At 43.2% G+C, this 21630-nt stretch carries 18 protein-coding genes and 1 tRNA gene; 11 read left to right on the forward strand and 8 right to left on the reverse strand.

The window, feature by feature from the left end:
• Positions 1–2 precede the first annotated feature (2 nt).
• Genes cpaB through D908_RS13825 form a run of 5 tightly spaced genes read right to left on the reverse strand, consistent with a single transcriptional unit; the run spans position 3 to position 3032 of the window.
• Positions 3–755, reverse strand: coding sequence for a Flp pilus assembly protein CpaB (cpaB, locus tag D908_RS13845; RefSeq protein ID WP_005523326.1), 753 nt, complete (start codon positions 753–755; stop codon positions 3–5).
• Positions 752–2101, reverse strand: a complete 1350-nt coding sequence (locus tag D908_RS13840) for an ATP-binding protein (protein WP_005523328.1) — start codon at positions 2099–2101, stop codon at positions 752–754. Before D908_RS13840 ends, cpaB begins: the two co-directional genes overlap by 4 nt.
• A 30-nt stretch (positions 2102–2131) precedes the next feature.
• The gene (locus D908_RS13835; RefSeq protein WP_032467551.1) at positions 2132–2650 is read right to left on the reverse strand and encodes an A24 family peptidase; all 519 of its coding nucleotides are present in this window, start codon (positions 2648–2650) and stop codon (positions 2132–2134) included.
• 35 nt (positions 2651–2685) lie between these two features.
• Positions 2686–2856, reverse strand: a complete 171-nt coding sequence (locus tag D908_RS13830; protein WP_005518785.1) for a hypothetical protein — start codon at positions 2854–2856, stop codon at positions 2686–2688.
• An 8-nt stretch (positions 2857–2864) separates the two neighbouring features.
• On the reverse strand, positions 2865–3032 hold the full coding sequence (locus D908_RS13825) for a Flp family type IVb pilin (RefSeq protein WP_005523332.1): 168 nt from the start codon (positions 3030–3032) through the stop codon (positions 2865–2867).
• 435 nt (positions 3033–3467) lie between these two features.
• On the opposite strand from D908_RS13825, the gene D908_RS13820 reads away from it, so the two are divergent.
• Positions 3468–4211, forward strand: coding sequence for a helix-turn-helix transcriptional regulator (locus D908_RS13820; RefSeq protein WP_005523335.1), 744 nt, complete (start codon positions 3468–3470; stop codon positions 4209–4211).
• A 400-nt stretch (positions 4212–4611) separates the two neighbouring features.
• The gene (locus D908_RS13815; RefSeq protein WP_032467541.1) at positions 4612–7197 is read left to right on the forward strand and encodes a glycoside hydrolase family 31 protein; all 2586 of its coding nucleotides are present in this window, start codon (positions 4612–4614) and stop codon (positions 7195–7197) included.
• Positions 7198–7401: 204 nt separating this feature from the next.
• On the opposite strand, the gene D908_RS13810 is transcribed toward D908_RS13815, so the two are convergent.
• Both D908_RS13810 and D908_RS13805 read right to left on the reverse strand, forming a co-directional pair.
• On the reverse strand, positions 7402–9033 hold the full coding sequence (locus tag D908_RS13810; protein ID WP_005523338.1) for a hypothetical protein: 1632 nt from the start codon (positions 9031–9033) through the stop codon (positions 7402–7404).
• Positions 9034–9108: 75 nt separating this feature from the next.
• Positions 9109–10350, reverse strand: a complete 1242-nt coding sequence (locus D908_RS13805; RefSeq protein WP_005523340.1) for an anaerobic sulfatase maturase — start codon at positions 10348–10350, stop codon at positions 9109–9111.
• A 114-nt stretch (positions 10351–10464) separates the two neighbouring features.
• Between D908_RS13805 and D908_RS13800 the strand changes: the two genes are divergently transcribed.
• Genes D908_RS13800 through D908_RS0119050 form a run of 6 tightly spaced genes read left to right on the forward strand, consistent with a single transcriptional unit; the run spans position 10465 to position 15867 of the window.
• On the forward strand, positions 10465–11382 hold the full coding sequence (locus tag D908_RS13800; protein ID WP_000375481.1) for a LysR family transcriptional regulator: 918 nt from the start codon (positions 10465–10467) through the stop codon (positions 11380–11382).
• On the forward strand, positions 11372–12364 hold the full coding sequence (locus tag D908_RS13795; protein WP_005523343.1) for a tripartite tricarboxylate transporter substrate binding protein: 993 nt from the start codon (positions 11372–11374) through the stop codon (positions 12362–12364). The genes D908_RS13800 and D908_RS13795 overlap by 11 nt, the downstream gene beginning before the upstream one ends.
• A gap of 6 nt (positions 12365–12370) precedes the next feature.
• Positions 12371–12877 carry a tripartite tricarboxylate transporter TctB family protein gene (locus D908_RS13790; RefSeq protein ID WP_005523345.1) on the forward strand — a complete coding sequence of 169 codons (507 nt, stop codon included), beginning with the start codon at positions 12371–12373 and terminating at the stop codon, positions 12875–12877.
• Positions 12878–12886: 9 nt separating this feature from the next.
• Positions 12887–14395, forward strand: coding sequence for a tripartite tricarboxylate transporter permease (locus D908_RS13785; RefSeq protein ID WP_005523347.1), 1509 nt, complete (start codon positions 12887–12889; stop codon positions 14393–14395).
• Positions 14382–14864, forward strand: coding sequence for a sulfatase-like hydrolase/transferase (locus D908_RS22930; RefSeq protein WP_005523363.1), 483 nt, complete (start codon positions 14382–14384; stop codon positions 14862–14864). Before D908_RS13785 ends, D908_RS22930 begins: the two co-directional genes overlap by 14 nt.
• 7 nt (positions 14865–14871) lie before the next feature.
• On the forward strand, positions 14872–15867 hold the full coding sequence (locus D908_RS0119050) for a sulfatase-like hydrolase/transferase (protein ID WP_005523373.1): 996 nt from the start codon (positions 14872–14874) through the stop codon (positions 15865–15867).
• Between the two features lie 396 nt (positions 15868–16263).
• On the opposite strand, the gene D908_RS13780 is transcribed toward D908_RS0119050, so the two are convergent.
• Positions 16264–16351 (reverse strand) — tRNA-Ser (locus D908_RS13780).
• Between the two features lie 576 nt (positions 16352–16927).
• Here D908_RS13780 and D908_RS13775 point away from each other — a divergent pair.
• From D908_RS13775 to D908_RS13765, 3 genes are all read left to right on the forward strand, one after another.
• The gene (locus tag D908_RS13775) at positions 16928–17368 is read left to right on the forward strand and encodes a PTS sugar transporter subunit IIA (RefSeq protein WP_005523383.1); all 441 of its coding nucleotides are present in this window, start codon (positions 16928–16930) and stop codon (positions 17366–17368) included.
• Between the two features lie 11 nt (positions 17369–17379).
• A complete protein-coding gene (locus D908_RS13770; RefSeq protein WP_005523384.1) occupies positions 17380–18783 on the forward strand; it encodes a PTS fructose transporter subunit IIBC in 1404 nt (467 codons plus the stop codon).
• Between the two features lie 116 nt (positions 18784–18899).
• Positions 18900–21629 carry a GH92 family glycosyl hydrolase gene (locus D908_RS13765; protein WP_005523394.1) on the forward strand — a complete coding sequence of 910 codons (2730 nt, stop codon included), beginning with the start codon at positions 18900–18902 and terminating at the stop codon, positions 21627–21629.
• Position 21630: the final 1 nt, after the last annotated feature.

Here is a 21630-nt window from a genome sequence, read left to right on the forward strand (position 1 = left end):
CCTTACTCTTTTACCTGAATCTTCGATGACTCCGTCCCTTTGATTATGGTGACACTAGGGGCGACATAACGACGAGTGACTGCAACCTTCTCCTCGGGTTCATGGGGATTTCTTAGCGTTAACTGAATTTCACCTTTGCTTTGCGCACTTAATAATTTCTCTGCTTGCTCAGGGGTGACTTCCAGCGTTACGGCTCGCACAATGATCGGTTTGTTCTCTTTGCTTCTCGCGGTTTGGTCAACCGCTAGCACTTTGATGTCTTTAAGCACTGTGTTGGTCACGGCCGAGCCTTTGCTATAGGAAACCGTATTGAGTACATCAACCCGATTCCCCGGCAACAAGAAGCCAGCGACACCAATAACATCATTGACTCGAATAGTGATGGCGCGCATTTTTTCAGGAATAAGAGAAGCCAGTGTTGAGCCTTCTCCTGGCGCTGTTAGCCTTTGCACATAAATGATTTCACCCTGAAAAATAGGGCCAGTGACAATTTGCCCGACCAGTACTTTCGGATCCGAAAATTGGGAAATATTACGCCAAGACTTTTCGAGCAATTTCGTGGTGAGGTGCTGCTGTTCAATCACACTGCCTGCGGGTATATCAATCGCTGCAATGACAACCGGTTCTCGCTCCACTACTTCGACGGCTTGCTGAGGCGTCATTTGTTTATCCATCCATTGCTTAGCAAAAAATACCGCTGCCAAACCTAAAAGAATGGAGAATAAAAACAGTAAGATAATTTGATTGCGTTTCATCGAGATCCTCCACCTTTACCATCCGCGGTAAAGTAGACTTCCCACGCCCGCTCAAGGACTTGCTTAGTGATCACGGGAGCTGATTCTTCAAAAGCCACAATATCGCGACAGATCCCGGCGATATCTTTAGGCAAACAAGGGTAATAGCCGACGCTGTGTTGCTCATGTAATTGAGTAAGGCGGTCAAATAATTCAGGCTCTAACGTTAACGATTTACCACGAGCCATGAGTTGCCAAAGTTCTTGATACTCATCTTTCATTAATGGTTGGAATTGAACTTTGTAACCGAGACGACGTAAAAATGCTGGGTCACTGATTTTTTCAGGATCCAAGTTGGTTGAAAAAGCCAGTGTCAAAATAAATGGAATGGAAATCTGTTGGCCATTGGGTAGCGAGAGATAATCGTAAAAATATTCCATTGGAACAATCCAACGATTCAACAAGGTCGCCACGGGCATGGGCTGACGGCCCAAGTCGTCAATAATGAAAATACCGTTGTTGGCCATCATTTGCAGTGGTGCCATCCAAACCCGGTTATGCTGGGAATGGTTCACTTCCAGCATCTCCATTGTTAGCTCACCACCAACTTGAATACTTGGCCGTTCACATAACGCCCAACGTTTATCATATTGGTCTTTGAATACGATAGATTGTTGCCCGCTCTCCTCTTCCACTTTCTTATGATGCTGAGGAGAAAAAACCTTAATGATGTTACCTGCGGCATAAACAGAATAAGGAACAAAGACCGAGGTGTTCAAAGAGTTCAGCAAACGAGTCGCCACGAATGTTTTACCCGTTCCTGCCTCGCCGTACAGCAATAATGCTCGACCCGAATTTATCGCAGGACCTAACACCGACACCAATCGATGCGCGCCCAGCACATCTTTAAATGCGTATTCGACGTCGGCACGGTTGACGTTTTTCACGCGAACATCTTGAGCCTTAACCACCTCGGTATATTCTGCAACCGAGACAGGGCAAGGCCCTAAATAGGCATCTTTAATAAATGCCTGATCGGCCGCTTCCGTACCCGCTTCTGACAAGGCATAGAGAATACGTACACCGTGACTGGTTTCCCCAAAAGCGACCGGATCGGATTGAAAGACTTCAATGAGTGATTTCTTACGCAATACGGCAAGGGCTTCGTCAACGATATGGCTATTGAGCCCCATTAACCGAGTAAGGGTAAGAAGATCAGATTTAGGGTATGCCGCCAATTGCTTGATCAACAGATTTTCCACCACCACGGCGGGGATCTTCAGTTGATTCAGAGAAGTCGGCACCTTAGGTGGCTCTGCTTGAGGCGTCAGTTTATCTCTGTGCTTCGCTGTGGGTTCTGCGCCCATAAAGCCCCCTAATGAATGGATGTGTTCATCCTAAAAGTAATGAAACATCGCCAACCCTATAACAACCGCGGGCGCAAATGGCATGGTCAGTTTTGCCTGCATTGAAACCCGTGATTGAAGTGATGAAAGGATCGGTATGTTGCCACTCATTGCCTGCTGTGAATAACGCCCTACCACTTGGCTCAGTGAATCGGGATTCTGCGCGTAGTGCAGCAGCATAAATAGCGCTGCCACCATACCTGCGGATATCGTTATCCAGTAGGCGGCATCTCCCATTGCTTCCCATCCCACTATCATGCCCACCACACCAAGCAGTTTTACATCACCCGGAGACATTGCCCTGAAGTAATAAAGGAGCAAACCAGCAGCGAAATAAACCGCTCCCGCGGCAAGAGAAGACAATAAGAATGACAAACCATAAGCACTCAGCGAGTGAACACAAGCTAAAAGAGTAAGGGGGAGTAACCAAATATTTGGTATGCGATTGTCTCTAGCGTCATAGACAGCCACCACTAGCAAGCAGAACCATATCAAACTGTTTACTAACACTAGCTTCTCCCCCATCTCCCCAAAGAGATACTCAACTAACTCAGTGCAGCTTCGATTTTACTGATGAGCTTGGTATCGTACTCAGCGAACAAGATACCGATGGCCAGCGCTAAAAGTGCAGCACCAACCACATACTCAACGACACTTAAGCCATCATCGTCAGCAACAAAATCAACTATTGATCGTGCGTACTCAGGCAACATCATGCTGCTCATTAGCCAGTAATCGCAGTGTCAAGTTTATCTTTCAAGTTTGTTCCTAAGCTATTGAACACTAAGCCTAAAGCTACAACTAACAGTGCAGCACCAACCACATATTCAACCACGGATAATCCGTCTTCATCTTGCATAAAGGCTTTCACTTTATTGACTAGATTGCTCATTGTGTCTCTCCTTCCATAAGCACCGAATGCGCCCTTTAAAGTTAGAGCCCGCAAAACAAAGTCGTTAGGATTTTTTTTGTCTTTTGCTAGTACTTTTTTGCGGAGAAGGTCACTAAAAAACAAACTTTCAGTGGAAAACAGCGAAAAGAAAATGAGGGGTATTTTCTAAACTAAAAATTAAAGCACTTGAAAAATAAGAAATTTAATTCGATTTATTGATATGTATAAACTGAGTGGCATAAAAACTATTTCAATTAACTTTTTTGTTGGCACTTTTTTGTGGCTACACATAACCTTTTTGTATGAAGGCAATCATCTTCAGCCCAACCGTTCGATAAAAAGATGAACGAGTAACAACGATGATACGGATGATTTAGCCTCTATATATCTAACAAAGTAGTTTGGCATTTTTACTTCGGTTTGAGGGGAATCAACATGGAAGTGAGGCACACTGCTCATTGGTTGGGAAGCTCAGTTCGCTATCTTGATAAAACGCCAAAAGACCTCATCCTCAATGCTTTTACACTGATTGAGCATGACACCGATGTTTCTATACTCAGCGAACCCAGCACCCAATTCGCTTTCTTTTTTATTCGATCAGAAGAGCAGTATCCATTGCTGCTGACCGCACTAAAGCTAAGTATCAATCTGAATAAGAAGCTGATCCTGATTCACTCGCGACCCATTGAGCTAGGAGCCTATTACCATTCTGCGGTTTTTGATCACTTAAACTTGGCCATGAATGATATTCAAATGTGGTTACAAAAATTGATAACTCGGATGAACCTCAATTGGTATGTCGAATTAGGTGTAACATCGCCATCCGAAGCGAACCCAGTGCTAAAAGTTCCCCAAATTCATCAAACATTACAGCCACTGCTCGACCATATAGACAAAAACATAAGCAAAGTGATACGTGAAGAAGATGCGGCTTCGTTCTGCCACTATTCAGTGACTTATTTTTCAAAGGTCTTCCACAAAGAGATGGGACTGAGTTTTAGAGATTACCTATCAAATAAGCGGATTAATCTCGCCAAATATATGCTCATTGAAAAACGGCAAGCCAAAATTGCCTACATCGCCTATCAATGCGGGTACCGCGATCTCTCCTATTTCTCTCGTGTTTTCAAAAAGAAAACCGGCATGAGCCCGGGCAGGTACCGGCTATCCAATCCATAAAATAGATGGAAAGACTGTTGGTGTTATGTCTAAACAATCGAGAACCATAGCTCGCATTGTTATTGTGTTAGGAGTAGACATTCTTTCTTTGGTATACATACATTTTATTGTTCTGGAACCGAAATCAAGTTGAATAACGTAATGAAATAAACACACTTGATATTTTATTCTTTCGGTAAAGTCATTACTCACTATCTAATTTATTGTTTTTAAAAAAGCAAAACTCAAACAAAGAATAAATAACCATTTCACTCCTTATAAACCGAAAGATTAGATACAGAAAATAACGATAATTTCATCTGTGACAACCATCAAATAAAGGCTTGGGGTTTTCTTGTCTAATAACATGACAAACTGTGTTTCTTTTGTTTCTTCTTAATTAATAAAAGGAGTAATTAAAATGAAAATAGTACGTCAATTTTACAATTGGATATTTATTCCAATAGTGACCTGCCTAATTATGAGCTTTATATATCTAGGCATGTTCTTTTTTAGCCAACCCATATCTGCTGCACCTTTAGGAGTACTTGATGTCGACTCCTTAAAAGTTCAAAAACAACATATTGAAATGAAAACTAACGATGGACAGCATGTGGTCATTCACTTTATTAACCCTGCTGTTTTTCGTATTCAGGCTAGTAATGATGATAAATTCTCTGCAGCAAAGGATGATGCCATAGAAGACCAATGTGGCAATTTTAATTGCCAAGCTGACGATTTTAATCCGGATGAACTGCCTGACATTGTAATAAATAGTGATCAAGGTGAAGTCGAATTTACGGTTAATAACCAAGGAGAATATCACTTAGTTCAAACAGATAAGCTATCGTTACGTATTAATCATGCAAAGATTAAGGATAAACCCTTACCTTTGACGTTTGATCTATATAAAACAGATAATAGTACTTTGCTATGGAAAGAACTTAAGCCTATTTATTTAGGTGATAGTGTGGATAGTTATGACCGTGATGAATTAAAGTTTAAAAATGGTAATTTGAAAACTGTTCAAACATTTTCCAGCGAAGAGAATGAACATTACTATGGTGGTGGCCAGCAGAATGGAGAATTCGAATTTAATAATAAAACCATGGAAATTTCTTATAATGGATGGAACGAATTTGGCCGACCAAACCCAGCCCCATTTTATATATCTGATAAAGGCTACGGCGTTTTACGGCATACTTGGCGAAATGGTGCTTATGATTTTCGCGATACTGATCGAGTAACATCCAGTTTCAACGAAAATCGTTTTGACGCTTATTATTTTGTCGGTGACACATTAGGTGACATCATTAATGAATATACGAATCTAACCGGAAGACCGCACTTATTAGCACGATGGGCCTATTATCTTGGTGATGCCGACTGCTATGAAAACAAGAACGGCTATTATCCAGACGGTTGGCCCACTGAGCCAGGCAGTACAATTGATGTGGCTAAGCAAGTGGGTGTGCCTTACAAAGAACATGATATGCCTTTGGGTTGGATTTTACCAAATGATGGATATGGCTGTGGTTACTCTGATCTAAAAAGCACGGTTGATGAGCTAAATGGTTTAGGTATCAAAACGGGTTTATGGACTCAAAAAAAGCTTGATCAAATTAAACAAGAGGTCATAGATGGTATTCGTGTTTACAAGCTAGATGTTGCTTGGACCGGACCTGGTAAACTCTACTCTCTTTCTGCAAATAATGACGCGCATACTGGCCTAGTGGATAACTCTGATACAAGAGGCATGATATGGACCGTCATGGGCTGGGCTGGAACGCAACGTTACGCTGTGGCTTGGACAGGAGATCAATACGCAAGCTGGGATTACATTCGTTGGCATATACCCACATTTATCGGTTCTGGTTTGTCTGGTCAGGCCTACGCCTCTTCAGACGTGAACGGTATTTTTGGTCATGGTGCGGAAACCTATACGCGTGATATACAGTTTAAAGCCTTCACGCCGGTACTGATAGCGATGTCCGGTTGGGACAATAAAGAGCGTAAACACGCTTGGTGGCACGACTCCTATCGTGATATCAACCGAAAATTCCTGATGCTTAAATCGCAGCTAATGCCTTACATGTACAAATACGCTTATGACGCTGACCGAACTGGGGCTCCATTAGTTAGAGCAATGACGTATGAGTTTCCTAACGATCCCCGTTTAAAAGGGGAAGAGTTCAAATACCAATATATGTATGGCCAATCTCTGCTCGTGGCACCGGTTTACGACTCTATGGAAACAAATAAAGGGTGGCGGAGAAATATCTATTTACCCAAAGGAGAATGGATCGATTTCTGGGATGGAACTCGGACTTCGGTTCCTGAAGGCGGAATGCTCTTAGAGGAATATCCGATCACTATGGAAAAAATTCCCGTCCTTGTGAAAGCGGGAGCAATCATTCCTATGTATATCGGTGCTCGTTCAGATGCGTTACAGGCTAAAGATCATTTGATTGTACAGCTTTATCCCCATGGTGATTCTTCCTTTACATTATATGAAGATGATGGTGAGACCCGAGCTTACAAAGAACAAGAAGCGTATGCGGAAACGGAAATTACGGCCAACGCACCGGAAAGTGGAGTGGCAGGTGACATCACGTTAACCGTTAACCCTGCGAATGTTCACAATGATTACGAAGGACAGATTTCTGAGCGCAGTTACGATTTTCAGATCTTGTCTCTTTTAAAACCATTGGGTATTGAATTTGACAGTGGGCCTCTAGATGAAGTGACGTCAATGGAGGAACTCACCGCTTCACAAGAAGGATGGTATTACGATGCCAATGATCGCTATGGAACTCTGCATATCAAAATTGGCAAGCAATCTGTCTATCAACCCTTAAGTTTGTTCGTTGATATTGATGAGAATGCACCTATGCCACAAACTCCTCCATATAAGAAATCGACTCCTACAGCCAGTGGAAGTGGAGGGGTTGGAGAGATTGCACTTATGATACTTTTATTTGCTGGATGGTTGCGTCGCTATTATTAGATAGCAGCATAGCGACTAGTGCTCTTTGTATATATTTCAGAGTATATCGTTACCATCACTGATAAAGCGTGGGGTTATCAACTGTAACTCCACGCTTTTCAAGCATTTCAGCCACCTCAAAAACAGTTGAAACTATATATTCAGAACCATTGAACAACAGAGAAAAAACTGGCTTCGCGAAGTAATGATCTTCTACGTCTGAAGTTATGGTTCTAGCGTTCCAATAGTCGGAGGCGAACCTACATTTTGATTCAAAGCATCAGTCTCTACACTATTGTCTATTTGGGTACCTTGAGAAACCGTGACTGAATCTTTTGCAGGCATGTAATCTTGCCATTGGTAGTTAGCCAAGCCTGGCCGTGCGAGTTTCGGGTCTTCAATGAAAAAGTAATCATCGCTAACCATTGGAGGAACATTGAAGTAAAGGTTATTGCTCCCTTGAATTGAGGTGTCGTCGTATTTCCATTCAGGTTCAATCCCTTTTTCTAACTGCATGAATATGTTGTTAGAAAACATTAACTCAACCACTTTATCTTTCGTAGCAGGTTCCACTAAGACGATATGAGCTTTGGAAGAGTTTGAGGTGTCAGTCGGAAGTAAAAACGTATTGTTGTATATCTGCCCGTTGAACGCTCCACCACTACATACTTGAAAGGTACGTGTTCTATCAGCTACGGACAAATTATACCTAACCACAAAATTGCTGGCTCGCCCTTTGTTTAAGTCACCATAAGGGCAAATCAGCATAAAGCCTCCTTCGTTATTCCATGAGATGTTGTACTGATAAATAATGCCGTTTGTTGAATGATCAACGTCATACGACATCCCATCCTTTGTTGTATTTCCTCCAGAAGTTAAATTGTATTGATACACGACATCGTCACTATTTGCCGACCACATACCAGCATTAGGAGACTGTGAACGGAGATTAAATCCGTCTAATTCATTCTTCTCTACAAGCCCATTTTTAGTGGTCATCGGCGCAATACCATCTCCACCAATATTGGATAATTGATTGCCACTAATGACCGTGTTTTCAAAAGGCTGCCACTGTGCAGTACACAGTTCATACCAAAAAGGCACGAGTTCCGCACGTTGGCACCAATTTGACCAGGTGTAGATCCCTTGTCGGTCAACATCATCAATCTTGTTATTTTTAATTTCCAATCCATTGAACCAGGTAGGAACAGATTCTCCCTTAGCTTCAACGATAATTCCGCCCGAAGCTTCTGCATATTTGCCCGTTCCATGATAATGACCATCCACCGTTGAAGGCATGTACCCACGTACGTTCTGAATCTCCAAATTATTTATCTTAATTCCCTTATGCTCACCGCTATCCTCCGCTGTAACAAATATTCCTCTTCTTGGCTGCTTTCCATCACCAGGAGCAGAAAGTGAGAGATTTTGAACCGTGACCCAGCTTGAGTCCTGAACTAAAAACGCCTGTTTTTCACCATTGGCATCAATATGCGGGGGCTGTGAACCAGACCCGTAATCTTCATAAACAATAGAGGCATCTTCGGTACCAGAAAATTTTGCAATGACACTTCCTTTACAGACAGTATCCTTTCTAAAACGGACTCTATCTCCTGCGTTTAAGGAAATGTTATTTAGGGCTTCAATTTTATTAAATGGAGAGAAATCAGTACCATCACCATTTTTCTCTTGCGAGCAATCAACAAAGAACTCTTTCCCAATTTTATCGTTAGAGCCATCTCCTAAATTACATGATATTAGTAAAAATATCGTCAAACATAATGCAATATAACGAAAGACTTCGTTACTATAATTAGCATTTCCGAGTTGTTGAAATTTAAATATTTTCCGAGCCATAATTTACTCCTTAATACTTAACTTTAAAACCATCCACAAATGAATATTCAAATCATAAACACCTCCAATATCTCATTAAATCAAGGTTAATTTTTCCTGATGAACCAATGACATTATGTTTTCAATTGGTATATTGTTTTCCGTCATGTCTACCATTACATTCATTGCCCAAGTCACGTGCTCAAAAAAGTGAAAGTATGATTCACAAAAATAGTTATGCTTGGGAAACTTCTTATTTGAAACTGCAAATCGATGCTTAGGGCACCCACCACCACAAACAGGCAGAAACTTACAATTTAAACACTGCCTGTTTAGCAGGGATTTTTTTTGTCCAAATAAAACCGCTTTATTACTCGTACAGATTTCTTGTAATGAATTCTGATGAATATTGCCCAGTAAGTAATGTGGGTATACAAAATGATCACAACTGTATACATCTCCATTGACTTCCATCGCGACATAGCCTTGACAACTATCCGAGAAAATACACAGCGTATTCCCTAGCCCCATCCAAGCAGCCAAAGTCACTTCAAACATTTGAACATAGACTTTTCCAACATCATTCATTACCCACTCATCAAAGATGCGAGTAAGAAATTGACCATATTGATGTGGAGATACAGACCATTTGGTAACATTTGCTTGGGTATAGTCAGGATCTACAAAATATAAACCCTCTTTTGTTGGAACTTCTGACTTTCGCTCAACCAATGGTATAAATTGAAGATAACTAGAGCCAATCTCTTTAATAAATGCGTATATTTCTAAAGGAAATTCGACATTGGCATCATTAATAACGGTCAATGTATTAAAATTTATTTGATATTTTTTTAGCAGATAAACACCACTCATAACTTTATCGAAAGTACCATTATTTATTTTAGTTTTTCTATAAAGATCATGCAGGTGTTTTGGTCCATCAATAGAAATACCAACAATAAAATTATTTTTCTTCAAGAAACGGCACCAAGAGTCGTTAAGAGCAATACCATTTGTTTGCAAAAAATTGGTAATGTTTTTCTTACCCTTATATTCATGTTGAATTTCAACGACTCGGCGATAAAAATCGAGCCCAGCTAGGGTAGGTTCCCCTCCTTGCCAAACAAAATTCACTTCATCTGCATTATTCGATTCAATGTTTTGAGCAATGAAAGCCTTTAATGTGCTTTCAGACATCACATGCTGATCTATTTCTTTATAGAGGTGCTGTTTCTCCAGATAAAAGCAATAGTCACACTGAATATTGCACTTCGCACCACACGGCTTAGCCATAACATTGATAACGCAATTTGCATGATTTTCTTTGCCTTGATCCATTGCATAGTACCTCCATTTTCTGCTTTGAAGGATATGGCCAAAAATCAACAACTGGTCACAGATTAACCAATGGCAATGATATACCTTTAAGTTAATTCATCAAGGGGATAATTAATGGATAGGTTATTGCTCCAGCTCATCGTTGTATCAAAAAGTCGCTCGCTCAAACATGCCAGCCTACAGCTGGGCATCAGTCAGCCAGCACTGACAAGAAATATGCAGAGACTTGAGGAAAGTTATGGCGTTCCAATTTTGGAACGAACATCAAAAGGCGTAAAACTAACAGATTTTGGCCAAATTCTCGTTAATAGAGCGAAACGCATTGAGCATGAGCATTTCTTATTGGAAGAAGAACTAAGAGCAGCAACGGTGGGTAGAGGGAGTCGATTACGCGTTGGCGCAGGACCAGTATGGGCAGCGGAGATGCTGCCAGAGGCTGTACTCGCGCTTTACCGCGCAATGCCCGAAGTCTCATTTGAACTGCATGCGGGTTCTCAGGAAGAAATGCTTCAACAACTTTCTGTATCCGAGTTAGATGTCGTTGTCGCCAGTGATACCTTGCCTGCCCGTTCATTTGGGGAATTTGATTTCATTTCTTTGTGGGAAAGCTCGGTGTCATTGGTCACGTCACCTTCACACCCTTTACAGTCAGGGAAACCCGTCAGCATTGAAATGGTACAGCCTTATCCATGGGTGATCCTGACTCAATCCAACGATGTCGTACAGGTCTTAAATCGCTTTTTCCATGAACATCAATTACCTCCTGCCAATATTGCTTTTCGCAGTGCTTACTGGGAAAGCATTCCTGCCGTTGTCAGTGAGTCAGAACATATCCTTGTCTTACCTGACAGACTGCAAAACAAAGCCTTGCTAAATGGCTTAAAACCACTCAAGTGCAACAGGCTTCACTGGCAATTTACGAGTGGTGCCTGGATAAGAAAAGACACCACGCCTACGGACGCTCAACGAATTTTTATTGAATGCTTGAGAGAACAAGTAGACAAAAAGAGGGTATCAAAAAATGATGATTAACCGATTTATCCTAACCATTCTGGCAGTCTGTTTTTCATTTGGCGTGACTGCCGGCACTTTCCCTGAAAGAAATATTGAGAACATTTTTCCGTGGGGACCTGGTACATCTTACGCTGTAACGCAGCTCATTTCGGATTCAATGGCTGAAGAACTAGGGGTTAACATTAACGTTATTTCCACCCCAGGTGGAGCCGGCGTAAAAGCGATAGAAACCGCACTCAAAAAGCCCGCTGATGGCTACACCATTATTGACGCATGGATCGCTAACCTTGTTCTGCAACCCAATCTGGGTAATGGTGACTATACCTATAAAGATTTTAAACCACTCTGGTCAGCCACACAGGTTCCATTTTCCATTTCTGTTCGAAGAAACGAAACACGCTGGCACGACTTACCAAGCTTTGTTGAATATGCCAAAAAGCACCCTGGTGAAATACGTTATTCGTCAGGATCATACAACAACCTCCCTCATATGATTATGGCGCAACTACTGCGTTCACAAGGTATCTACGCCAGAAACATTCCCTACTCTCAGGACGGTGATGCACATAAAGATGTTCGCAGTGGGCTATTAGACTTCACCTTTACTGACCCAATGACTTACCGAAGCAATGCGGATGCGTTTAAACCCCTTGTCGTTTTACACAACGATAAAAAAATTGCTGCCATGTTTGATAATGGTCCGACACTAGATGATTACGGTATTGATTTAGGACTAAGCGGCCTGAGCGCCGTAGGTTGGAACTGGTTTGTTGTTCATAAGGACACCCCAGACGAAGTTGTCGAGATTTTGCGTGCTGCGATGAAAAAAGCGATTGAGAAACCTGAACTTCAACAGCAATTAGCCAAGCTTGGATTCCTACCCTTGATGCTCCCTCCAGATAAATATGAAGAATCAGTGTTGATGGTGAGTGAACAACTGAAAAATGCACAGACCGCCATAATTTGGGAGCAGGAGCAGTTGGAAAAAGCTGGGGAGTAATATGTCATGGCCACGCAATCTAAGACGAAGTCGATTGGTGCATACTGTATTTTCCTTTTCGTTATTGTTCTTGTTATTCAACAAATTGAAACTAGCCTTACCGAGCAAGGTGCAGCCAGCGGGGGACCGCTGGCTAATGCCGGAATGTATCCTTATTACATTGTTATATTGATGGCATTGTTTCTTTTTCTGGATGTCCTTGATACTTGGTTTCTCCGGGCAGGTAATAATGCGAAAACCGTGTTTACAGACGAACGCTTTTCCACGTGGAGCAAGATCATTACGGTACTCTCAGTCGTGAGTTTAACGGTGATTTATCAATACTTTCTCAGTGCTGTCGGATATCTGTTACTCACACCTTTCTACTTATTTCTTCTTTTTAAAGCATTACACGCAGGGACAGCGACACGTTGTCTACTCGGGTCAATAGGCATCACGGCAGCACTTTATGTTGTTTTTCAGGAATTCTTAAACGTCGTTTTACCAACAGGGCTATATCAACCAGTGTGGTGAGGTACAGATATGTACGAGATCTTATTCGAAGGTGTAGATCAGTTCCTGACGATTACGGTTTTTTTTAATGTGGTGATTGGCACTATTCTGGGACTTCTCGTCGGCGTGTTGCCCGGTTTAGGCCCATTAATGGGGATGATTCTGCTACTCCCCTTCGCTTATCAATTACCCCCTGTGGCCGGCATTGGTTTACTGGTAGCAATATTCATTGGTGGCTCTTGCGGAGGTGCGATATCGGCAATATTGCTGAGGATTCCGGGCACACCGCTCGCCGCTGCAACGCTGCTGGATGGTTACCCGATGGCCAAAAAAGGACGCTCAGCCGACGCAATTGGTATTGCGATTTCAGCTTCTGCTTTAGGAGGAGTGATAGGCGGAATCATGCTCATCTTTTTTACGCCAATGCTGGCAGCCATTGCGATGAATTTTGGGCCACCTGAATATTTCGCATTATCCATTACTGGTCTGTTATCTATCACTATTGTGTCTAGCGAATCAACGGTCAGAGGGCTAATGAGTGGTTGCCTAGGTTTGCTCCTAGCGACTATCGGAACAGACCAACTCTCCATGGCTGAAAGGTTTACTCTAGGATCCAGTGACTTACTCAGTGGCCTGAACATTGGTTCGGTAGTGGTTGGCCTTTTTGCCATATCAGAAGTCATGGTTCAGGTTCAGAGTGACGACCTCAATTTCAAACCTCAGATAGAGAAAGTCAAAGTTTCCTTGCACAGCCTGATGCTCGTCTTCAAACATAAAGTCAATTTGATTCGTTCCAGCCTGATCGGAACATTTTTTGGTGCCATTCCCGGTGCTAGCGGCATTATCAGCTCATTTGCTTCTTATGCAGTGACCCGTTCACTCGCCAAAAATCGGCATGAATATGGTCAAGGAGCCGAAGGAGGTGTTGTCGCAACGGAGTCTTCAAATAATGCCTGCTGTGGGGGGGCAATGATCCCTACTCTCGCACTGGCCGTCCCGGGAGATGCATCATGTGCTGTATTGATGAGCGCTTTAATGCTCTTAGGGCTACAACCCGGACCTCAACTGTTTGCATTAAGTGGCGATGTCGTGGGAGGGGTTTTCCTTTCCTATCTTCTCAGTAACGTTTTCCTACTGTTTCTTGGCTTGTTGATGACGCCGTTTTTTGTCTCTGTACTCAAGCTGAAAAAAAGCATTTTACTTCCGATCGTCCTTATCCTTTCTATCCTTGGTACGTTCGCACTTCAGTCCTCAATCTTTGATCTTTGGATAATGCTTACTCTTGGTATTGTTGGCTATCTGCTCCGTCAGGCCGAATTTCCCCTTGCTCCGATTGTTATTGGTTTTATTTTGGGGCCGATTGCAGAAGGGAATCTAAGACGTTCTTTACTCATCTCTCAAAATGGGTTCGGCATTTTTCTTGATCGTCCCATAGGCACCACCATTTTAGCGGTAAATCTCATCTTGGTTATTGCAGCTGTTTTGTATTACCTATTGAATCTACATAAAAAAAGGAAAGTTAATTATGAAAGCCATTAACATCATGTTTGACTCCCTCACCAAGAAATACCTCTCTGCCTATGGGAATAACTGGACAAAAACACCAAATTTTAAGCGATTAGCGCAAAAGACGGTGCAATTCGAGCGTGCTTATACGGGAAGCATGCCATGCATGCCAGCCAGACGAGAAATGCACACTGGTCGATATAACTTCCTTCATCGTTCATGGGGCCCCTTAGAACCATTCGACCATTCACTACCCGAACTGCTGATGAAAAAGAACATTTATTCACACTGTTCTACCGACCACTGCCACTACTGGCATGATGGAGGACTCACATATCTAAGCCGTTTTTCATCCTATGACATGATCCGGGGCCAAGAAGGTGACTGGTGGAAACCGCAGGTGGAAGGTTTTCAACACAAATGGGACATCAGACGCCAAGATAGAGTCAATCGCCTCTATATGGACGACGAAAAAAAAACATCCGCACGTACGTACTTTTGAAAGCGGCATGGAGTTTCTGCGCGCAAATAAAAATTCAGACAACTGGTTATTACAACTTGAATACTTCGATCCACATGAACCTTTCACTGCCCCAAAACGCTTTTATGAAATGTATAGCTTAGAGTCTGATGAACACGACTGGCCTAAATACGCTTCCACTCAAGAGCAGAGCATCGGCATTCAACGAGACGCCCGCCGCCATTACGCAGCAGCATTAAGTATGTGTGATTATTACTTAGGTAAAGTGCTTGATTTTCTAGACGAACATAACCTCTGGGAAGACACGATGTTGATCGTTAATACTGACCATGGTTTCCTGCTCGGTGAACACGATTTTTTTGGTAAAAACTACATGCCAACTTATCAAGAGTTGTGCAATATCCCCTTGTTTATTTGGGATCCAAGATCTAAACAAAAAAACCAAACACGTTATTCGCTGGTACAGACCATCGACCTTATGCCAACTTTACTCAGTTATTTTGGTCTGGATATTCCTGATGAGGTTATGGGGAAAGATCTCGCTGAAGTCATTGCCAGCGACAAGAGCGTCCGTGAAGCCGCCCTTTTCGGCTATTTTGGTAAACATGTCAACGTGACGGATGGACGTTATGTCTATATGCGGTCAGCACAAAACTCAACAAATGCTCCCCTTTATAACTATACGTTAATGCCCTCTCATCTATTCACCCCATTCAGCCCGGAAGAAATCAAGCTTGCGGACGAAACCTTAGTCAGTAACTTCCGCTACGCACAAAACACGCCCATGTTACGAGTCAATGCGAACCATGATTTATTCCCTAATAACAGTTGCTACCAATTCAACCAACATTTGTCTTGGGGCGATCTCTGTTTTGATCTCCAAAACGATCCCCAGCAGCTGCAGCCTATTCAAAACGAAGCGGTCAAAACACGGATGTTAGGTTTGATGTATCAGCTTATGCAGGAACATGAAAGTCCGGATGAACAATATGAACGCTTGGGCTTACCTTATATAAAAGTGTGAGGTTCACTTAATTACCTCGCTTGCTAGGTTAGATTAAGGATTAACGTAAGATGACAGACTTAAGAACCAGTCCCAAAGGGATATACCCTACACAGTTAAGCCACAGCCGAAACGTAACATCGCTTCGTAGTTTTCTATTTGTTACATCGATAATTGGACAATCATGACAACCCTTGTTGGAGTAGGTTTTAAACCTTATCTGAACTCAGGATAAAAAGTGAGGGAACTAAAAACCCGCTATGCGTAAACGATACCCAAACGAAATGGTGTTAGAGGTAGACTGAAAGTCAGTGAATTCCCATGAGTATTGATAGCTAACTGATTGGGATAAGCGAGCAATTTTCATTATTTTCAGATAAGAAAAAAGACGCCCTAAAGCGTCTTTTTTCAAGAATGTGGCGGTGAGTGAGAGATTCGAACTCTCGATACGTTGCCGTATACACACTTTCCAGGCGTGCTCCTTCAGCCACTCGGACAACTCACCGAATCGTTAACCGCTTGGCTAACGAGGCGCTAATTTAATGATTCTGGTATGGATGGTCAAGCGAAAATCTGAAAAAAAGCCTCACGCCCTGTTTGTTTGCTTACTAATTGTCTAAACAGAACAAATTCAAACCAGAAAGCCAATGCAAACCTATTCATTCAGACGCGGTGAGCCTACAAACTAGGGTCAGCTACAGCTGTCTATCGGGAATGTCCCCTCTTGTTACCTCATTCCAATGACACTCCCCCTTAGCAAATCGAGTGGTAGATCGGCGGCCTGTGCTCGAATACAACCAACATCATTGGGATTTCGAGTAAAAAGTGGATGTAGATTGGCTATGGTGGAAGATAAGTGCTCCTCCACTACTTATCTTCCTTATTCATGGAAATAGTATATAAGCCATGATTATTCATTTAGCTTGAACTTATGTGTACGCTATCCAAAATATCTAATGACTTATATCACACTTAATTAGGTGTGGTACAAATGTATAGCGAGTGAATTATTTTTGCTATTTAAGTGAAACATCGCATGAATTAATTTTAGCTCATCAGTTAATGACTTATGAGCGAGTAAATGATTAACCAGCTAACAAACTTTCATTTAATTAAAAACAATCTTCAAGCAAATAATAAAAAAGAACTTTTTGAAGAGTTAGCACAAATGTTATTGGAAAATAATCGCATCAATAACAAAGAAGCTTTCTTAATCGACCTTGAGGCGCGTGAAGCTATGAGCGTGACTTCTATGGACGGTATTGCGTACCCACATTCAAAAAGCAAAGCGGTCACAGAGCCAGCCATCGCGGTTGGTGTTAAGCGTGATGGGATTGATTATGGCGATGAAGAGGGAATCAAGCCCACTGTATTTTTCATGATTGCCTCTCCAGATAATGGCGCAGACCATCATATTTATGTTCTTCAAGAGTTATTCGGGAAATTCAGTGATGAATTCATTGAAGATATTCAAGATGCAAAAAACGAGAACGAAATACTAAATATTTTAATTCATTCATAAGGTGTGAAATTATGAGTACCCTAACAGCTCAAACTACGAATAATAGTAGCGACTTCAAAAAATTATTAAGTTCCATGAAGGGCCACCTTTTATTTGGTACTTCTCACATGCTTCCATTTATCGTTGCCGGTGGTGTATTGCTTGCTTTAGCAGTCATGGCGTCAGGTAAAGGTGCGGTTCCTGCTGATGGTTTATTAGCTGATATTTCAAATATCGGCATTAAAGGTCTGGTGTTGTTCCCGATTATTCTTGGTGGTTTCATTGGTTATTCGATTGCCGATAAACCTGCACTCGCTCCCGCGATGATCTCTTCTGGCATCATGGCCGATATGGGCGGCGGCTTCCTTGGCTGTATCGTCGCAGGTTTCATCGCAGGTGGTGTGGTATTCCAACTTAAGAAAATTCCTCTTTCTGCCAACATGGCCGCACTGGGCGCGTACTTCATCTATCCACTTGTGGGTACGATCATCTCAGCCGGTATCGTCCTATGGGGTATTGGTGAGCCAATCAAGATTTTCATGGCATCGATGAACGAATTCCTCGCTTCAATGGCAGGTGCTTCTAAAGTGGTGCTCGGTACCATTCTTGGGGGGATGACTGCGTTTGATATGGGCGGCCCTATCAATAAAGTGGCAACCTTATTTGCTCAAACTCAAGTGGATACTCAACCATGGTTAATGGGTGGTGTGGGTATCGCTATCTGTACGCCTCCTCTAGGCATGGCGCTTGCCACTTTCCTATTCAAGAAGAAGTTCACTAAAGAAGAGCAAGAAGCCGGTAAAGCAGCTGCCATCATGGGTTCTATCGGTATCTCTGAAGGTGCAATCCCATTTGCTGCAAATGACCCGATGCGCGTGCTTCCTTCAATTGTTGCTGGTGGTATCGTCGGCTGTGTGTTCGGTTTCCTAACTAACATTCTGCTCCACGCACCATGGGGGGGGTTAATTACAGCCCCGGTATCAAGCAACATCCCAATGTATGTGGTGGGTATCGCGCTAGGCTCTATAACCACGGCACTTATCGTTGGATTCTGGAAACCCGTAGTAGTGGAAGATCCTGAAGCAAACATGGAAGAATCAGCTCCCGCACAAGTTCAAACCGCCCCTGTCGCTGGCGAAGGTGAGTACGACATCGTAGCGGTAACCTGCTGCCCATCAGGTGTAGCGCACACCTTCATGGCAGCCAAAGCGCTAGAAAAAGCAGGTGCAGCCGCGGGCCTCAAGATCAAGGTTGAGACTCAAGGCCAAAACGGTATCCAGAATCGCATTACAGATTTAGACGTCGCAAACGCGAAGTTGGTCATCTTAGCTCACGACATCCAAGTGAAAGATGCTCATCGCTTTGCCAATGCGAAAGTCATCAAGTGTTCGACCAAACAGGCAATGAAAAATGCCGCCGAACTTATCCAAGCTTAAACCTTAAGCTCCTCCCCAGAGCCCTTCCCCCAAGGGCTCTCTTTTAGTTTTTTAAGTTTTAGTAATACCCCGGAATTATTTAATTAAATAACCATAATGTTTACAGGACTTTAAAAATGAGACTCAAACCTTCCCTACTCGCTTGCACAGCCCTTAGTGGCCTAATTGTTCTGACTGGTTGTAATGAAGAAACCATCAGTAACAACACAGAACAAGGTCTAAACATGGGTGTCCATAAACCCGTCGATTTCGACGATATGAACATCACACGTTATGTAAATCCCTTTATCGGGACAGGCAATCTAGGTAACACATACCCCGGCGCAACCACTCCTCACGGTATGGTTCAGCTTTCGCCCAATAACGGTGCGAATGGTTGGGAGTACATTTCTGGTTATTACTATCATGATTCAAGAATGGCCGGTTTCTCTCATACCCATCTTTCCGGTGCTGGTGCTGGCGACTTAAACGACATTCTAGTGATGCCCATTAACTCCCGATCGGATTACCTGCTTAACGAAGGTTCAGCAACCCTCAACCTTGAAGCTTCTCGTTTCAAACATCGCGATGAGCAAGCGACAGCAGGTTACTACAAAGTGGATTTGCTGGACTATGGCATCACGGCTGAGCTCACAGCCTCTGATCGTGTTGGCGTCCACCGCTATACCTTCCCTCGTGATAAAAAGTCAGAAATCATCGTCAATACGGGCTTCAAAGTTAACTGGGATTACACCTCAGATTCTTACTTGAAATGGGACAAAGAAAACAACCGGTTAGAAGGCCACCGATTCTCTGATGGCTGGGCACCAAGTCAAAAAGAATTCTTTGTCATGGAATTCAACCAGCCGATCAAAAATGTCCGTTTTTCTTATTACGATAAAGAGCAAGAACGCTACTTAGATGTACCTGAAGGCATAACAGAAATCGGGAATGAGACGCTCGGGAAATACCAATATGCTCGTGCCTATGTAGAATTTGATACTAAAAATAGTGGCCTAGTTGTTGAAGCTAAACTGGCGCTCTCGAACGTAGAAATCGGTCAAGATGGCGAATCAGGCGCTTCATTGAACATGACCGAAGTGGCTGACATGAACTTTGACCAAGTTCGCCAAGCGGCAACAAAAAAATGGGAAGACGAACTCGGTAAGATCGAAGTCTCTGGTGACGAAGCTGACAAGCAAACCTTCTACACCGCGATGTACCATGCTTATTTAGGCCAAACCATTCACTCTGACTTAGATGGTCGTTACCGGCAAGTTCATCAGGGCCGTAACGCCTACCCAGATGGCAATACGCCTTGGGGCGAGAAGATTGATACGCTAAAAGAATCAATCCGCACTGCCGATGCCAACAAAGATGGCGTCACTGACTTCACTCGCTACGATACTTTTTCACTGTGGGATACCTACCGAGCAGTACAACCTCTGTCTTCTATTTTGGAACCAGACCGTCTCGCGGATGTTGTGCTTTCGATGCTTTCTTACGCGGAAGAAGAATGGATCGATGACAAAGGAGCCGTACGCAAAGGTCGCCTGCCTGAATGGACATTCAAAGGCAACGAGACAGGCATGATGATGGGCATGCATTCCACAACGGTGATTCACGATGTCCTATCCAAGGGCTCCTTGGAAAAACGGATGTACGACCTAGGCTTCAGTGATGCTGATCGTCAAGACATTAAACAACGTTTAGTGGAAGCGATGATCACCGATGCACGCGCAGCAACAAGCCAAGGCGTTGCTTGGATCAAAGAGTACGAAGAGCAAGGTTACGTGCCAGCACAATTGCACGATACCCCGCCTGATTCATACGGAGCGCACTCCCCATTTAAAGACTCTTGGACCGCCTCTTACTCGCTTGAATATTCGATGAATGATTGGGCAATCGCGCAATCTATTAAGGAAGTGTTTGGTGAAAGCGATCCTCGTTATACCGAGTTCGCCAACCGCTCTAAAAACTGGCAGGCACAGTTCGACTTTGGAGGAGATGAGTACAAAGGTTGGTTCAAAGCTCGCGATTATAACGGGGAGTTCATCAATTCTGGCTGGGTGGATCCAATCACAGGTCGTACCTTAGATAAGGACTGGCGTCCCGATATGTTCAACTGGGCGTTTTCAGAGTCCAACGGCTGGCAATACTCGTTCAGTGTTCAGCACGATATTCATAGTTTGATTGACTTGATGACGCGCTTCAACAAAACACAGAATTCAGATGCAAAACGCGGCGAACTGTTCGCAGCTCGTTTAGATGAATATTGGTCAACCTACCCAGATCGCAATGCAGGCGATAATCAATTCCCCGTATTCAACACGGGTAACGTGGGTCAACACGTACAAGGTAACGAGCCAGACATCCACGTTCCCTACCTTTACAACTACGTAGGTCAACCTTGGAAAGGCCAAGCCGCAATCGCAGAAGCAACAAACATTTGCTACAAAAACACCGCGGATGGCATTTGTGGCAACGATGATTTCGGTACCCTCTCTGCGTGGTTCGTATTTAGGGCTCTTGGCTTCTACCCGGTAAATGCCTCTTCTGGCATCTACGAGATCGGCACACCTTTATTTGAAAGTGCGTCGATTAATGTCGGCAACAACCAGACGTTCACAATAAAGGCGAAAAACGTCAGCCGCGAAAACATCTTCATCCAATCGGCTCGCTTCAATGGCAAGCTTTTTAACCGCACCTATCTGACCCATGACGAAATCATGAACGGCGGAGAGCTTGAGTTCACCATGGGCGAACAACCCAATGAACGTTGGGGTTCAACGGAACAAGACCTGCCACCAGTACAAGGCATCGGCAAATTCCTACACGAAGACAAGATGCCAGCCGGTTCTCGATAGC

It is taken from the genome of Vibrio mimicus CAIM 602 (assembly GCF_000338875.1).
Lineage (GTDB): Bacteria > Pseudomonadota > Gammaproteobacteria > Enterobacterales > Vibrionaceae > Vibrio > Vibrio mimicus.

What these genes read in the sequence shown, in the direction of transcription:
- cpaB (WP_005523326.1), bottom strand. Translation starts at nt 755, where the DNA reads ATGAAACGCAATCAAATTATCTTACTGTTTTTATTCTCCATTCTTTTA.
- D908_RS13840 (WP_005523328.1), bottom strand. Translation starts at nt 2,101, where the DNA reads ATGGGCGCAGAACCCACAGCGAAGCACAGAGATAAACTGACGCCTCAA.
- D908_RS13830 (WP_005518785.1), bottom strand. Translation starts at nt 2,856, where the DNA reads ATGATGTTGCCTGAGTACGCACGATCAATAGTTGATTTTGTTGCTGAC.
- D908_RS13825 (WP_005523332.1), bottom strand. Translation starts at nt 3,032, where the DNA reads ATGAGCAATCTAGTCAATAAAGTGAAAGCCTTTATGCAAGATGAAGAC.
- D908_RS13820 (WP_005523335.1), top strand. Translation starts at nt 3,468, where the DNA reads ATGGAAGTGAGGCACACTGCTCATTGGTTGGGAAGCTCAGTTCGCTAT.
- D908_RS13815 (WP_032467541.1), top strand. Translation starts at nt 4,612, where the DNA reads ATGAAAATAGTACGTCAATTTTACAATTGGATATTTATTCCAATAGTG.
- D908_RS13810 (WP_005523338.1), bottom strand. Translation starts at nt 9,033, where the DNA reads ATGGCTCGGAAAATATTTAAATTTCAACAACTCGGAAATGCTAATTAT.
- D908_RS13805 (WP_005523340.1), bottom strand. Translation starts at nt 10,350, where the DNA reads ATGGATCAAGGCAAAGAAAATCATGCAAATTGCGTTATCAATGTTATG.
- D908_RS13800 (WP_000375481.1), top strand. Translation starts at nt 10,465, where the DNA reads ATGGATAGGTTATTGCTCCAGCTCATCGTTGTATCAAAAAGTCGCTCG.
- D908_RS13795 (WP_005523343.1), top strand. Translation starts at nt 11,372, where the DNA reads ATGATGATTAACCGATTTATCCTAACCATTCTGGCAGTCTGTTTTTCA.
- D908_RS13790 (WP_005523345.1), top strand. Translation starts at nt 12,371, where the DNA reads ATGGCCACGCAATCTAAGACGAAGTCGATTGGTGCATACTGTATTTTC.
- D908_RS13785 (WP_005523347.1), top strand. Translation starts at nt 12,887, where the DNA reads ATGTACGAGATCTTATTCGAAGGTGTAGATCAGTTCCTGACGATTACG.
- D908_RS22930 (WP_005523363.1), top strand. Translation starts at nt 14,382, where the DNA reads ATGAAAGCCATTAACATCATGTTTGACTCCCTCACCAAGAAATACCTC.
- D908_RS0119050 (WP_005523373.1), top strand. Translation starts at nt 14,872, where the DNA reads ATGGAGTTTCTGCGCGCAAATAAAAATTCAGACAACTGGTTATTACAA.
- D908_RS13775 (WP_005523383.1), top strand. Translation starts at nt 16,928, where the DNA reads ATGATTAACCAGCTAACAAACTTTCATTTAATTAAAAACAATCTTCAA.
- D908_RS13770 (WP_005523384.1), top strand. Translation starts at nt 17,380, where the DNA reads ATGAGTACCCTAACAGCTCAAACTACGAATAATAGTAGCGACTTCAAA.
- D908_RS13765 (WP_005523394.1), top strand. Translation starts at nt 18,900, where the DNA reads ATGAGACTCAAACCTTCCCTACTCGCTTGCACAGCCCTTAGTGGCCTA.